The organism is Rhodocytophaga aerolata (assembly GCF_030503435.1).
Taxonomy (GTDB): domain Bacteria; phylum Bacteroidota; class Bacteroidia; order Cytophagales; family 172606-1; genus Rhodocytophaga; species Rhodocytophaga aerolata.
The window spans coordinates 439839-454799 of sequence record NZ_JAUKPO010000001.1 but is presented as its reverse complement, the minus strand read 5'-3'; the positions used below and the strand labels follow the sequence as shown (position 1 = coordinate 454799).

The 14961-nt window shown below is 45.1% G+C and carries 10 protein-coding genes and 1 pseudogene; 10 read left to right on the top strand and 1 reads right to left on the bottom strand.

Annotation, left to right across the window (positions count from 1 at the left end; all coding sequences use genetic code 11):
• The first annotated feature begins 105 nt into the window (after positions 1–105).
• From Q0590_RS01820 to Q0590_RS01805, 4 genes are all read left to right on the top strand, one after another.
• The gene (locus Q0590_RS01820) at positions 106–1437 is read left to right on the top strand and encodes an NAD(P)/FAD-dependent oxidoreductase (protein ID WP_302035766.1); all 1332 of its coding nucleotides are present in this window, start codon (positions 106–108) and stop codon (positions 1435–1437) included.
• 207 nt (positions 1438–1644) lie between these two features.
• Positions 1645–3234: a hypothetical protein gene (locus Q0590_RS01815; protein ID WP_302035765.1), complete on the top strand. Its 1590-nt coding sequence runs from the start codon at positions 1645–1647 to the stop codon at positions 3232–3234.
• 75 nt (positions 3235–3309) lie between these two features.
• On the top strand, positions 3310–4428 hold the full coding sequence (locus tag Q0590_RS01810; RefSeq protein ID WP_302035764.1) for a purine nucleoside permease: 1119 nt from the start codon (positions 3310–3312) through the stop codon (positions 4426–4428).
• Between the two features lie 195 nt (positions 4429–4623).
• Positions 4624–7902 (top strand): TonB-dependent receptor, encoded by a 3279-nt coding sequence (locus Q0590_RS01805; protein ID WP_302035763.1) that lies wholly within the window; start codon positions 4624–4626, stop codon positions 7900–7902.
• A gap of 115 nt (positions 7903–8017) precedes the next feature.
• Here the strand turns inward: Q0590_RS01805 and Q0590_RS01800 are convergent, their stop codons facing one another.
• Complete coding sequence (locus Q0590_RS01800; RefSeq protein ID WP_302035762.1) at positions 8018–8956, bottom strand: SMP-30/gluconolactonase/LRE family protein; 939 nt, start codon at positions 8954–8956, stop codon at positions 8018–8020.
• 123 nt (positions 8957–9079) lie between these two features.
• Between Q0590_RS01800 and Q0590_RS01795 the strand changes: the two genes are divergently transcribed.
• From Q0590_RS01795 to Q0590_RS01770, 6 genes and pseudogenes are all read left to right on the top strand, one after another.
• Positions 9080–9226 (top strand): hypothetical protein, encoded by a 147-nt coding sequence (locus Q0590_RS01795; protein ID WP_302035761.1) that lies wholly within the window; start codon positions 9080–9082, stop codon positions 9224–9226.
• Between the two features lie 74 nt (positions 9227–9300).
• Positions 9301–9755: pseudogene (locus Q0590_RS01790) on the top strand (RidA family protein).
• Positions 9756–9784: 29 nt separating this feature from the next.
• On the top strand, positions 9785–11017 hold the full coding sequence (locus Q0590_RS01785) for a PLP-dependent transferase (protein ID WP_302035760.1): 1233 nt from the start codon (positions 9785–9787) through the stop codon (positions 11015–11017).
• A gap of 33 nt (positions 11018–11050) precedes the next feature.
• Complete coding sequence (locus tag Q0590_RS01780) at positions 11051–12349, top strand: amidohydrolase/deacetylase family metallohydrolase (protein ID WP_302035759.1); 1299 nt, start codon at positions 11051–11053, stop codon at positions 12347–12349.
• A gap of 213 nt (positions 12350–12562) precedes the next feature.
• On the top strand, positions 12563–14356 hold the full coding sequence (locus tag Q0590_RS01775; RefSeq protein ID WP_302035758.1) for a PQQ-dependent sugar dehydrogenase: 1794 nt from the start codon (positions 12563–12565) through the stop codon (positions 14354–14356).
• A gap of 92 nt (positions 14357–14448) precedes the next feature.
• Entirely contained in the window at positions 14449–14907 is a 459-nt protein-coding gene (locus Q0590_RS01770) for a RidA family protein (RefSeq protein WP_302035757.1), read from the top strand.
• Positions 14908–14961: the final 54 nt, after the last annotated feature.

Here is a 14961-nt window from a genome sequence, read left to right as displayed (position 1 = left end):
CCATAACTTGAAACTTATCCTTTTAAACATCCGGTTTGAAGCATAGGTTTGTTTAGTAGTGCCCATATAATTACCTAGTATATCAACCACCCAAAACGTACTTCGATGCTGGAGCAAACCAGAATAGCCGATAATGGTAAACCCCGCCTGGTTATTGTAGGCGGTGGGTTTGCAGGGCTTGAATTAGCAAAGGCCTTGCGCCATGCAGACCTGCAAGTCGTGTTAATCGATAAACAGAACTACCATACTTTTCAACCCTTACTGTACCAGGTATCTACAGCCGGGCTGGAAGCAGATTCTATTGTGTATCCTTTCCGCAAGATATTCGAAGAACAGGACAATTTGTTTTTCCGCTTAGCTACCGTTGAATGTGTGGATACCGACAAACAGATTCTGGAGACCTCTATTGGGTACCTGCGCTACGATTATCTGGTAATTGCCACAGGTGCCACTACAAATTTCTATGGAAATAACCTTATTGAGCAGTCGTCCATTGCTATTAAGAGTATTGAAGATGCACTTTCGCTACGGAATACCATTCTGACCAACTTTGAGAAAGCCTTGCAGATAGATGATGAAGAGCAGCTAAACAGCTTAATGGATTATGTGATTGTAGGCGGAGGGCCTACCGGTGTAGAAATAGCCGGCGCTTTAAGTGAACTACGCAAACACGTTTTCCCTAAAGATTACCGGGAACTGGACTTTGTAAAAATGGATATTCACCTGATCCAGAGTGGGCCGCGTTTGCTGAATGGTATGTCGGAAGAAGCAGCTGTTAAGGCGCTGGAATATCTGGAAAGATTCGGAGTAAAAGTATGGCTGAACAGACGCGTACAATCCTATGACGGCTATACGGTAACCTTAGACAGTGGAGAGAAGTTTATCAGCCGTACGCTGATCTGGGCTGCGGGCGTATCCGGGGCACCTATCAAAGGCTTACGGAAAGAAAGTATTTTAAAAGGCAATCGCCTGCAGGTAGATATACACAACCGGGTTAGTGGCTACACTAACATCTTTGCCATTGGCGATATAGCCGCCATGATAACGGAAGAATACCCACAAGGCCACCCCATGATGGCTCAGCCTGCTTTGCAGCAAGGAAGGTTACTCGGAAAAAATATCATGCATATGCTGGCCGGAAAGCCATTGCAAGCTTTTACCTACGACGATAAAGGCTCTATGGCTACTATCGGACGCAACCGGGCAGTAGCCGATCTAAAAGTCTTCAAAAAAGAATACCGTACGCAGGGCTTCAGGGCCTGGTTAATCTGGATGTTTATCCACCTGATCTCAGTAATTGGTTTCCGCAACAAACTCTTTGTCCTGATGAATTGGATGTGGAGTTATTTTAGTTACGACAAAGGTATCCGGTTAATTATTGGCAAGAAACATGAAAACGTACCGGTAGAAGCTGTTACATCAAAAACTGTTGTATAACCCAATCTCTGTTTTTACCTATAAAATGCAGGGGAGCAAATGCCTTAGTGAACTAATGACAAATACATGTAGAGGCAGTCTTAATTCTGTTGTTTGTCTATTTGGTAGAATAATATTAGGAATATCTATAAATATTTTATTTTTTATTTTGAAAATAGAAATTGTTAGATAGCTTCGTTTTTTATTGCAGGTTAAATCCATAAGTATATGCGCTGTATAAGCGGAAAGCCGGATGTAGGGCTCTGGTTCCTTTATCTGGTAACTTTGTCTTTTGTGTTTTCTGGCTGCCATTCGAAACTGGCAGGTACCTCTTCTACTAAAGCAGCTACTACATACCCTACCTTCTATCCAACCGCACAAGCTTATCTACAGGCCAGGCAGCAACTGGTAGCTACAGATAGTATACAAGATTTTGACGCACACATAGCCTTAACTACGGAAGAGCAACAACTAAATGAGAAGTTAATTGCTCTCCGCAAGCAAATGATCCAACAATATGATGCTGTAAACTTTTTTCCCCCGGCCCACAACTTTTATAAATCGCAGGAGCACATCTATACTACTCCTCTTTTTCAAGTATTAAAGAAAATGCCGAAAGGAGGCATTCATCATTTTCATCCAACAGCCGGGCTCAATTTTGAATGGGTAATTAACCGGGCTTTGCAAGAGCCGGATTGTTATGTATACTGGCAAAATGATAATGAGCAATACATCAGAGGGCAAATGCATTTTTACAAAAAAGACGAAGTGCCAGAAGGATTTTATGCCATTCAACAATTAAACGAATCTATTGCCGGGTTCAAAAGCCAGCTCTACCAACTGTTCACCTTTAATGCCTCCGAAGCCAACGATTCTGTAGATATCTGGTATGAATTTGAGCGGTGTTTCCGCAGAACTGGTGGCTTCACTACTTATCAGCCCGTTTTTCAGGATTTTTACACCGCCTGCTTTGATTCCTTACTGGCAGATGGCATCCAGCATGCGGAGTTGCGTGTTTTTCTGGGAGGAAGCTTATATGATTTAACTCATTCGCCAGGTAGTTTTCCGGCAGATTCTATCATTCATTATCTGGAACAGGCGGCTACCCTTGTACGCCAAAAAAGTGATCCGGCATTTACTTACCAGCTGATTTATACCAATGTCCGCTTCCGGCCACTCGACATTATTAAACAGGACCTGCCCAAAGCCTTTGCCATACGGGCAAAATATCCTCATCTGGTAAAAGCTTACGACCTGGTAGCCGAGGAAGATGCCGGCAATTCTACGCTGTACTTTCTGGAGGCCTGGCAACTGCGTGATTCTCTGGCAAAAGTTTACAAGATAGATATGCCGCTCTGCCTCCACGATGGCGAAAGCAATTGGGAACACGTATCGAATGTATACGATGCTGTGCTGCTGGGTAGCACCCGCATTGGACATGGTTTTAACTTGTCTTTTTTCCCGGCTGCAGAAGAGATGATCCGGCAGCGGAATATATGTATAGAGGTTAGTCCGCTGAGTAACCAGATCCTGGGCTATATCGGCGATTTACGGATGCATCCGGCCCATGCCTGGATTAAGCGGGGCATCCAGATTTCTATTAACTCCGATGACCCGGCTATATTTCAGTACACTGGCACCACGCCTGATTACTGGAGTATCTTTCTGGCCTGGGAGCTGGACCTGCGGGCGTTAAAGAAGCTTTCTATGAATGCTATTGAATACAGTTTGCTGGATGCACCGGAGAAGAAAAAAGCCTTACAAATCTGGGAAAGCCGCTGGCAGCGTTTCGTTAGTATGGCTAATTCATCCCTGTAATGGGAGTTAACTAAATTACTTCACCAGGCTGAACAATACCTGTTATACCTACTTATAAATTTATATAAACTGCCCATGAAACTACCTGTTTACCTACTGTTGTTAATCGCCATCTTTTCGTGTACCTGTTGCCAGCCTTCCGGCAAAGAAAATACCTCTCAAACTGCTGCCAGTAAACCTGCTTCAGACAGCCTTATCCCAGTGAAAGTAGTGGTGGTTACGATGTTTGAACGTGGACAAGATAGTGGGGATGCACCAGGTGAATTTCAATATTGGGTAGAACGGCTGCCTTTGCCAGATACTCTTTCCTTCCCACAAGGCTATAAAACACTCCGCTACAACCGCGAAAAACAAGTATTGGGTATTTGTACTGGCATGGGTACGGCCCGGTCTGCTGCCTCTATTATGGCCCTGGGTATGGACCCCCGCTTCGACCTGACCAATGCGTACTGGCTGGTAGCTGGCATAGCCGGCATTGATCCGGAAGATGGCAGCACTGGTTCGGCAGTATGGGCCGAGTGGCTGGTAGATGGCGACCTGGCGCACGAAATAGATGTGAGGGAAATGCCTAAAGATTGGCCAACCGGATATCTGCCTTTGAGTAAAACAAAACCTTATCAGCAACCAGTGATGGAAAATGAGTATAACAATGCTATTCACCTGAATCCTGGGCTGGTTAATTGGGCCTATGGCCTGACTAAAGACCTAAAACTAGAGGATAACGAGAAAATAAAGCGGATGCGGGAAAAGTATAGCAATTATCCGAAAGCACAAAACCCGCCTGCTGTAATGAAAGGCGATCACCTGGCCGCTATGACTTACTGGCACGGAAAGCACCTGAATGATTGGGCCAATCAATGGGTAAGCTACTGGACACAAGGAAAAGGCAACTTTGTAACCTCAGCTATGGAAGATACCGGAACTGGCCAATCGCTGGAGTTTCTACACAAAGCCGGCAAAGCAGATATGAACCGGCTATTGGTGTTGCGTACCGCCAGTAATTTCACTATGCAATATCCTGGTATCACGGCTGCCCAGAGCCTGACGCATGAAGATCATGGAGGAGAAGAAGGCTATACAGCTTTTATTCCATCTCTGGAAGCAGCTTACCGGACTGGTTCGGTCGTCGTAGATAGCCTGGTAACTCACTGGCAAACCTACAAAACCAAAATACCTTCAGCCGAAGAAATGTAATTAGCCACTTCGGTTCATATAACAAGTAAGGCAGGTAAATGAAGTTAAATGCATAAATGTGTTTTATGGTATAATTATTCTTAAAATAGTTAAATAACTAAAATTATAAATTAGATATATATAATTTTTGAGAATTAAATTTTGTGTAAGAGTAGTGTTGGCAGTATATTTAGCCTGTATTATCCACCTTACACCATGAAACAGCAATTACATGCCTTCTCCCTTACACTCATTCTTTTTGTTATTACATATACTAGTAGCCTTGGTCAAGGCGTAACTACTGCTTCTATGGTAGGCAAAATAGAAGAAGCCAACGGCGGGCCTTTGCCTGGCGCACAAGTGGTAGCCACCCACCAGGCTACCGGCACCACCTACGGTACCGTAGCCGATGAGAAAGGCAATTTTCGTTTACCTAATTTACAGATTGGCGGCCCCTACAAAGTCGCCATTTCTTTTGTGGGTTTTCAAACCTATACCAGAGAAGGCATCAATCTGCGTTTGGGGGAGCAATACCCACTACAGATTAAGCTACAGGAAGAGGCCCTGCAACTGGCCGAAATTAATGTTACAGCCCAGGGTTCCTTTGACAGAAACCGGACAGGCCCAGCCACTACAGTAAACCGGGAACAACTAGAAAGCCTTCCTACCATAGAGCGGTCGCTTACCGATTATATGCGGCTTACGCCCCAGGCCACACTAGTTCAGGGCGAAGGCACTGGTATTTCTTTTGCCGGCATGAACAACCGCTACAATGCTATTTATATTGATGGAGCCATTAACAATGATGTATTTGGCCTGGCGTATTCCGGCACCAATGGCGGACAGGCTGGTATTTCGCCTATCAGTATAGATGCCCTGGAACAGATACAAGTAGTTACTTCGCCCTACGATGTTACCAAAGGAGGATTTGTAGGAGCAGGGATAAATGCGGTTACCAGAAGTGGAAAAAATTATTTTGAGGGCTCAGCTTATTTCCTGAACCGGAACGAAAAACTGGCTGGCGTTACCCCTTCTACCGGCAATAAGCTGGCACCTTTCACGTCTAACATTTATGGAGTCCGGCTGGGAGGGCCTATTGTAAAAGATAAGTTGTTTTTCTTTACCAATATAGAACTGCAAAAAGATGAAACTCCGTTGCCTTTCTCTTTTAATACCTATGCAGGCAATGCCGATGCTACTAAAATTAACCAACTAGTGGATGTGCTGCGGCAGCAATATGGCTATGATCCGGGAGGCTACCTGAATGAACTGAACTCTTTAAAAGGAACGAAGGTGCTAGGCAAACTCGACTGGAATATTAATAAAGTGCATAAACTGTCGGTGCGGCATAGCTACGTAAAAGGCATTGCAGAAACGCGTAACAGGCCGAATAGTACTACGCTTTACTTTGGAAACACCGGGGTATATTTCCCAAGTGTCACTAATTCTTCTGCTGTTGAGTTGCGCAGCAGTTTTAGCCCCTCTCTGTCTAACCATCTAATCCTGGGCCTGACTACTGTCAGAGATGACCGCGACATTCTGGGGCAACCTTTTCCGCAGGTACAAGCTGGCGATGGCGATGCTACTATTATTTTTGGAACTGATAACTTCTCCTATACTAACATTGTAAACCAGGATGTGTTTACCTTAACCAATAACCTGACCTTCTATAAAAATAATCATACCCTTACTGTGGGCACCCATAATGAGTTTTTTAAGCTACTCAACACGTTTACTATTTTTTCTACACCCCGCTATATTTATGGCGGTCCTACCGGACTGGAAAGTTTCCTGAGTGGTGCACCGGGTTTTTACTTGTTCGGACATGAGTTGCCGGTAAGCCCAGGGCAAGCCATCCGGCTGGCAGATAATGCGGAAAACGTAGCCGCCGACTTTAGTGCCATGCAGCTGGGCTTTTATGTGCAGGACGAAATTGTGGTTTCTGACCGGTTTAAGATTTCTCCTGGCCTTCGCATAGATATTCCGGTAAACCTGGATGATGCACCCCAGATAAATACCCCCTTCAACCAGACTACCATACCCTTGATTGAAAGCTTTGGCTATGACTTGCAGGGAGCCAGAGCCAGTGTATTACCTAAGTCGCGTATTCACTGGAGCCCGCGTATTGGATTTAACTGGGATGTGAGTAACGCAAATGCTGTTCAGCTGCGTGGCGGACTAGGCATATTTACCAGCCGTATTCCCTGGGTTTGGCCGGGAGGTATCTACATCCGGAATGGACTGACCAGTAGTTTATCCCTGGGTGTGCAGCCTTTTTATCCCAATCCGGGGCAATGGCAGACTAACTTAGCCACTAACCTGACCAAACCCTCCGGAGATGTAGATATTTATGCGGAAGATTTTAAATATCCGCAGGTATTCAGAGGAAGTTTGGGAACAGATATTCAGTTGCCGGGAGGTTTTGTAGGTTCTGCCGAATTTATGTATACCAAAAATATCAGCAATATCCGGGTGCAAAATGTGAATGTAAAGCCTTCCACTGCTACGCTGGCTGGTACGCCGGATAATCGGCCCATATTCAACACCGAAGATAAAATAGACCCTACCTATAATAATATTACGCTGGTAACCAATACCAGTCAGGGCTATACCTGGAATGCAACGGCTACGCTGTCGTATCCTGTGCGGAAAGGTTTTGGCGGAAGCATTGCCTATTCTTTTACCAGAGCTAAATCCTTATACGATGGAGAGCAGTTTATTAACAACGATAACTGGGTATACCGCGAACAGGTAAACGGCAGAAACAATGCTGTACTGGCTACTTCCCTGTATGACGCAGGTCACCGGATAGTAGCGGCCATTGGCTACCAGAAAGAATACCTGGGCTTTATGGCAACTAAAATTTCTCTGGTTTTTACCGGGCAAACAGGCAGTCCTTTCTCTTATGTATACAACGATGATGGCTTGCTCAATAATGAAATTTTTAGCCCCGGCATTAGCGCAGCCAGAAACCTGGTGTATATACCTGCCTCACCAGATGAAATTGTATTTGGCCAGACTGTAACGGGTAGCAATGGCCAGACGACGGTTGAACGTTTGCCGGAAGATCAGCAGCAAGTAATGTGGCAGGCCTTGAATTCGTACATAGAAAGTGTAGATTACCTGCGGGAAAACCGGGGTTCCTATGCCGAACGTTTTGCCGACCGTACACCTTTCACAGGTATAGTTGATGTAAAAATCAGCCAAGATTTCTTTGTAAAAACTGCCTCCAGCAGACGCCATATGTTAACGGTAGGTTTCAATATGTTCAATGCCGCTAACTTCCTTAATAATAACTGGGGCCGCCGGTATTTTGTAGGCACAGCCGGTAATCCGAACTATCGCCTGCTTACCTATCTGGGCAAATTGTCAGACGGCACTACGCCAGCTTTCTCGTTTAATACCCCTTCCGGCGTAGAACCATGGAATATACTCGAATCTGGCATCAACAGTGCTTTATGGCAAGGGCAATTGGAATTGCGGTATACTTTTTAGCTTATACAAACCTGTAGAACGTACTCAAGTATAGATTTAGTAGAGAATAATTTATCCCAATAGCAGCCTTTGTGCGGCTATTGGGATTCATTCACAAAATAGATGTACCGCCAATTTATTTGTGTTGCATTTGCCACTCGCGGCCGGGGATATCTACCCGGAAAGTTTCCAGATTCCCCTGATCCTGTAAGGTAACATACGCTGTGCGGCCATCCTCTCCACCAAAAGCAATGTTTGAGGGTTTTTTTCCGGCTAATGTTATTTCCTGTACAACTTTGCCACTGGGAGATACTTTTACCACCGTTCCTTTTCCATGTCTGGTTACATACAAATTCCCTTCTGCATCGCAGCGCATGCCATCCATACCGAAGTCTGGAAATTCAATAAGCAAGCGTTTGTTGCTGATCTGCCCTTCAGGAGATAAATCATAGGCCCATATTTTGCGTTGCACAGATTCGTTTACATACAATATTCTATCGTCCGGGCTAACCTCTATGCCATTGGCAGTACCCATGCTATCTTCCAGAAGGGTAACCTTGCCATCAGTGTCAATACGCCAGATATTACCAGTACTTGCTTTCCAGTTCGGGTCACTGGCATACAAACGGTCTTTGCTATCGATGGCTATGTCATTGGGTTGATTCATGCGGGGTTCATGAGCAAATACACTTACCTGCTTGGTACGCATGTCCACTTTCAGTACATTATGGTTCGTGTAATCGGCTATAAACATCTCGCCACGGGAATTAAAGCGGATACCATTGCCGATACTGCTGTTGGGTAATTCTACAAACATAGTGCTCTGTCCGGCAGGATTTACCTGGCCAATGGTTCCTTCACGTGCATAGTTTACGGCATACACCGTTCCTGATTTGTCTACAGCAGGCCCTTCTGCACCGGACGTAAAGCTGTTGGCAGGTGTAAAAGCAGCAGGTTTGAATAAATCTTCTGAACCGGATGGCTGCTTTTTAGAAGAGCAGGAAAAGGTAATGAAAATTGATAGGCATACATAAATCCGGAATAAAAGAAAGGTACGTGAGTAGGTAGGTTGCATAGTAGCCTGAACTGAAAAAGTTGAAGAACGCTTAAATTAGCAATAACTGATGCGAATACTTTCATGATGCTTACTATTTTTTTATTTTAATGCAAACATGGTATCTGCACCCTATCTCTCGGTTTGTTTTTCAGCTATCCTGGTAAGTTAACTGGCGGCACCATTCCCCGCCTTTTTGTATTGCCGCCATCCGAAGAAAATAGTAATGCAGCTAATTTTTATGCAGCCATCAACCGGCAAGGGCATAACCGGCTTGCCAGCAGGGTTTAGTGGGATAATTAGTAAAAGATGTTGATTTTGTTAGGTAAATTTAGTAACTAATCTGCCGCTTATTTTCCTTTTCTATGATCACACACAAACGGAGAACCCTCATTAAAAAATGCTTGCTTCGTTAGCAGGAATTACCAGAACGGGTACGGTTGCTCATGCTGTAACGCAGGCTAGGAAAGCAGAATCAAGAGCTGGGCCCGTGCAGGATATACCTTTGTATAGTAAATTTAAAAAGCAAGGTACGCTGGTTTTTATCTCATGGCATAGGTGTCCATTTTGAGGGAGACATCAAAGCTCATACAGGTCACGTGCTGTCAGAATTGGAAAAAACGCTGAAAGAAGCCGGATCTTCTATGGATAAAGTGCTGAAAGTAAACGTCTATCTGCACGACCTGAATGATTATAAAACCATGAATGAAGTATACAAAGGCCGCTTTAGAAGCAAACCTCCGGTTCGTACCACAGTGGCGGTGTATGGGGGCCCCCAGGTGATTCATGGGTGGAAATAGATTGTATTGCGCATATATAATGTTGAATAGGTATTAGAATTGTATTTTCATGTTCACTAGAAGAAGCCTGATTAAACGCCTGTCAGCTGCCCCATTTATTGGAAGCTGGTTTGGAAGCAGTTTGCCCTTTGCAACACTCGGAGCAGCTCTCCCAACTGCTGCTAAAAGAAATGTCATCCAGGAACTTGGGTTGCGGACCTTTATTAATGCAGCCGGAACCTACACCGCCATGACAGCCTCGCTAATGCCAGATGAGGTGATGGATACCATCAACGCCGCTTCTAAAGAATTTATGATGCTGGAAGAAGTACAGGATAAAGTAGGCGAGCGGATTGCCAAACTGGTACACTCCGAAGCGGCTATGGTAACGGCCGGCTGCTGGTCGGCCATGGTGCTGGGCATGGCAGGCGTGCTTACGGGCAAAGACGAAAAAAAGATAGCTCAGCTGCCCCACCTGGAGTACACCGGCATGAAGTCGCAGGTGATTGTACAGAAGGCACATAATACCGGCTATGTACATGCCATTACCAATACTGGCGTAATGGTAGTAGAAATAGAAACCCTGGAAGAAGCAGAAAAAGCCATTAACGAACGCACAGCCATGCTGTGGTTCCTAAACTATGCTGCCCCGCAGGGAAAAATAACCCATGAAGAATGGGTAGCCCTGGGCAAAAAGCATACTATTCCTACCATGATTGATATAGCCGCCGATGTGCCCCCGGTAGAAAACCTGTGGAAATTCAACGACATGGGCTTTGACTTAGTGTGTATCTCTGGCGGCAAAGCTATGCGTGGACCCCAAAGTGCCGGATTATTGATGGGGAAAAAGGATCTCATTGCTGCTGCCAGGCTAAACGGGCCACCCAGAGGGGGAAATATAGGCCGGGGCATGAAAGTAAACAAAGAGGAAATACTAGGCATGTACGTAGCCCTGGAACGGTATATAAACCAGGATCATGCAAAAGAATGGAAAGAGTGGGAAACCCGGATAGCTCACATCGACACGGCTGTAAAAAAAGTAACTGGCGTGCAAACAGAAACATTTGTGCCCCCTATAGCCAACCATACACCAGCTTTGCGCATATCCTGGCATAGAGACCAGATCAAGCTTTCGCCTCAGGATTTGCAGGAGAAACTGCGCAAAGGCAATCCTTCCATTGAAGTAGTGGGAGGAGAAAAAGGTACCCAATCCATCAGCCTGACGGTGTTTATGTTGAAGCCAGGCCAGGAAAAAATAGTAGCCAAACGACTGGCCGAAGAACTATCTTCTGCCTCTGCTTGATAACTTTAGTAAAACAAATTATCCTTAATACTTATGCAAAAAGTAGTACTTTATATTTTTTCTATGCTGCTCCTGGCTTCCTTTGCCAAAGCACAAACCTATAGCATCGTCATCAAAGACGGACATGTAATTGATCCTAAGAATAACATCAATGCTGTGATGGATGTGGCCATTCAGGATGGAAAAATTGCCCAGGTAGGCAAAAACATAGATACCAAAGGCGCTGCCCAGGTAGTAAATGCCAAAGGCATGTATGTAACGCCTGGCTTGGTAGATATTCACGGGCATGTATTTTTTGGTACAGAGCCAGATCATTACCTGAGTAATGGCCTGGTGGCCGTGCCGCCAGATGGATTTACGTTCCGGGTCGGGTGTACCACTATAGTCGATTGTGGGGGTGCCGGCTGGAAGTCTTTTCCTACCTTCAAGAAAAACATTATTGATAATTCGCAGACGAGAGTGCTGTCTTTTCTGAACATTGTAGGTGAAGGCATGCGGGGAGGAGCCTATGAGCAGAACCTGAATGACATGGATGCAAAAATGGCTGCCATGGTAGCCAGGCAAAACAAAGACTATGTCGTAGGATTCAAAGTAGCGCATTACCAGGGCCCGGAATGGACACCGGTAGATAGGGCAGTAGAAGCAGGTAACTTAGCCAATATGCCAGTTATTATAGATTTTGGTGGCAACACGCCTCCACTCTCTATTGAAGAATTGTTTATGAAACGCTTGCGGCCCGGGGATATTTATACCCATACATATACATTGCTGGAAGGAAATGTGCGGGAAACGGTGGTAGATGAAGCCACCAAAAAAGTGAAGCCTTTTGTAATGGAAGCCCAGAAAAGAGGAATTGTGTTCGATGTAGGCTATGGGGGAGCCAGTTTTAATTATTCCCAGGCCATCCCGGCCCTACAAGCAGGCTTTTATCCCAACACCATCAGCACCGATTTGCATACAGGCAGCATGAATGGCTCGATGAAAGATATATTAAGCATCATGTCCAAATTTGTAGCCATGGGTATGGACGAAGCCAGCGTCATTAAAGCCAGTACCTGGGCTCCGGCTCAGGTTATCAAACGGGAAGAATTGGGGCATCTGTCCGTGGGTGCCCTGGCCGATGTAGCCGTGCTCACCATGCGGGAAGGCAATTTTGGCTTCTATGATAAAACAGGCTATAAGATGGAAGGCAAAAAGAAATTTGAATGTGAAATGACCATTAAAGACGGCAAAATTGTATACGACCTGAATGGCATTGCCAATCCAATAGTCGTACCCAGAACAGCCTCTACACAACGGGCTACTTCTTCTCAGAAGAGTGGCGGGCATTGATAAGGAAGTTTGCCTTTGACAAACTGTGTGTACGCGCACACAAGAAACGTGCACGTACACGTATTCATCCTTTTAGTTGACTGGTATCTTTTTTATCTGTAAGTTAGAAAGCAAAAGTGGCCGTCTTTCCCGGCTAGTGTTGCCGGGCAAAAAGGTGCTTTGCTATGCCTGCTACTAAAGTGAAATTTCTAATACCGAAGCATTTTCTATCAGATGCAACACATATACCTGACGTATTTAAAGGCAACCTCTGCAACAGGACTGTTCAGCAGAACTTTTTGTTGGTTATTGCTCCTTCTTTTCTTCTCACAGTGTAAAGAAAAAGTAAAGCTGCCGCCACCCAGCCCAGACAATGGAGGTCTTTTTCTTCCTGGTAATTTTCAGGCCGTAGTGGTAGCAGATAGTCTGGAAGGCAAAGCCCGGCATATTGCAGTAAACGATAATGGAGATGTGTATGTAAAGGCCCGGTATGGCGGAGCCGATAGTTCAATTATTGCACTGCGTGATACCAATAACGATGGCAGAGCAGATATTTTGAAACGGTTTGGTGGCGTAGGAAAGGAAAGAGGTTATGGTACAGCCGTACGGATTCATAAAGGATATATTTATTTCAGCTCGGAATTACTTGTGTACAGGTATAAACTGACGCCGGGTAAACTGGTGCCGGAAGGCAAGATGGAGATAATCCTCACCGACGACCATGCGCATGGCATGCACGAACACATCGCCAAACCGCTATCATTCGATGATCAGGGAAATATGTATGTTCCGTTTGGCGCTCCCTCCAATGCGTGCCAGGAAACTAACCGCACACCTAACTCTCCAGGCATCTATCCTTGCCCGCTCCTGGAAGATCATGCAGGCATCTGGCGGTTTAGTGCAGATAAACTTCACCAGACCCAGAGAGATGGTACTAAGTATGCCACTGGCCTGCGAAGTATTGTAGCCATGGACTGGAATCAGGCTGATAAAAGCTTATACGTACTCAACCATGGCCGCGATGACCTGCTGCGCTTATGGGCACATAAGTATACGCCCTGGCAAAGTGCGGTGCTGCCTTCAGAAGAATTTTTTAAGGTACGGGAAGGAATGGATGGCGGCTGGCCCTACTTCTATTACGACCAGATGCAGAAAAAGAAAGTAATAAATCCGGAATATGAAGGGAAAGCAGCGTTGGCTGGAAAAGAAAAAGACCTGGAACAACCGATTTTCGGCTTTCCTGGCCACTGGGCTCCAAACGATGTGCTTTTCTATACAGGAACTCAGTTTCCCGAAAGGTACCGGGAAGGGGCCTTTGTTGCCTTTCATGGATCTACTAACCGGGCACCTTATCCGCAAGCCAGTTATTTTATTGGCTTTATTCCGTTTAAAAATGGTAAACCTACTGGCGAATGGGAAGTGTTTGCCGATGGATTTGCCGGAGTAGACCCCATTGTGAACGTAAGTGATGCACATTACCGACCTATGGGCATTGCTATGGGGCCTGATGGGTCTTTATACATTGCTGAAACAGAAAAAGGCAAAGTATGGCGGATTATGTACACCGGGGAGAAAGATACCTTTGGAGAGCCGCAATTAGCCCAGATGGAAAAACGCAAATCTCTTTCTCACCTGCGCACCCCCGATGAAGTGAATGATAACCTGGATAAAGGGGTAGTAGTAGCCGGCGAAAAAATATACAATACCTATTGTGGTTCCTGTCATCAGCGGAATGGCTTAGGCGATAACAGCCGTTTTCCCCCGCTGGCTAACTCAGATTGGGTAGTAGGCGATAAAAATCGGTTGATTGAAGTAGTATTGAATGGGTTACAGGGCCCTATTGAAGTAAAAGGACAATCGTATAACAATGTAATGCCGCAGCATAGCTTTTTGGGAAATGAAGATATAGCCCAGGTACTGACCTATATCCGGCAAAATTTTGGAAATACGGCAAGCGCCATCAATGCAGACGAAGTGAATAAGGTGAGAAATGCATTACACGTGCAAAATACTTCGACAACTAAGTGAGAGGGGAATTAGAAACCGTTTCTTTCCAGACTAATCAACAAAGTAAATTTTCAACATACCAATTCAATTTTATTCCTTTACAAAAACCCACTATGAAATCACAAAGAAGATCTATTCTAAAAAGACTATTTGCCTCCCTTGCAGGTGTTACCGGTTTAGGAGCCGTTGCTCAGGCTAAAACAGATGCCACTCCGGAAAAAGAAGTATTTAATGTCACTACTTATCAGGATGTACCTTTGTTTTCAGGTTCTACTAAGCATGGAAATTTGATATTTGTTGCCGGAAAAGGGTATCATAAAGAAGGCGATATAAAAGTACACACCGATGAAGTACTGAAGGAACTGGAGGCTGAACTAAAAAAAGCCGGCTCCTCTATGGATAAAGTACTGAAAGTAAACGTGTACCTGCACGACCTGAATGATTACAAAGGGATGAACGAAGTATATAAAGGCCGTTTTGGCAGTAAACCCCCGGTACGTACCACAGTGGCAGTGTATGGGGGCGTACCAGGCGACTCACTGGTAGAAATGGATTGCATTGCTTACGTCTAACAACTCATGGTATTTCTAAGCCGAGATACCACTTTCTTTCCCTATTTAACCTAT

Excerpts from the sequence above, each read along its gene's own strand:
- Q0590_RS01820 (WP_302035766.1), top strand. The coding sequence starts at position 106 with ATGCTGGAGCAAACCAGAATAGCCGATAATGGTAAACCCCGCCTGGTT.
- Q0590_RS01780 (WP_302035759.1), top strand. The coding sequence starts at position 11,051 with ATGCAAAAAGTAGTACTTTATATTTTTTCTATGCTGCTCCTGGCTTCC.
- Q0590_RS01805 (WP_302035763.1), top strand. The coding sequence starts at position 4,624 with ATGAAACAGCAATTACATGCCTTCTCCCTTACACTCATTCTTTTTGTT.
- Q0590_RS01785 (WP_302035760.1), top strand. The coding sequence starts at position 9,785 with ATGTTCACTAGAAGAAGCCTGATTAAACGCCTGTCAGCTGCCCCATTT.
- Q0590_RS01775 (WP_302035758.1), top strand. The coding sequence starts at position 12,563 with ATGCAACACATATACCTGACGTATTTAAAGGCAACCTCTGCAACAGGA.
- Q0590_RS01815 (WP_302035765.1), top strand. The coding sequence starts at position 1,645 with ATGCGCTGTATAAGCGGAAAGCCGGATGTAGGGCTCTGGTTCCTTTAT.
- Q0590_RS01770 (WP_302035757.1), top strand. The coding sequence starts at position 14,449 with ATGAAATCACAAAGAAGATCTATTCTAAAAAGACTATTTGCCTCCCTT.
- Q0590_RS01810 (WP_302035764.1), top strand. The coding sequence starts at position 3,310 with ATGAAACTACCTGTTTACCTACTGTTGTTAATCGCCATCTTTTCGTGT.
- Q0590_RS01800 (WP_302035762.1), bottom strand. The coding sequence starts at position 8,956 with ATGCAACCTACCTACTCACGTACCTTTCTTTTATTCCGGATTTATGTA.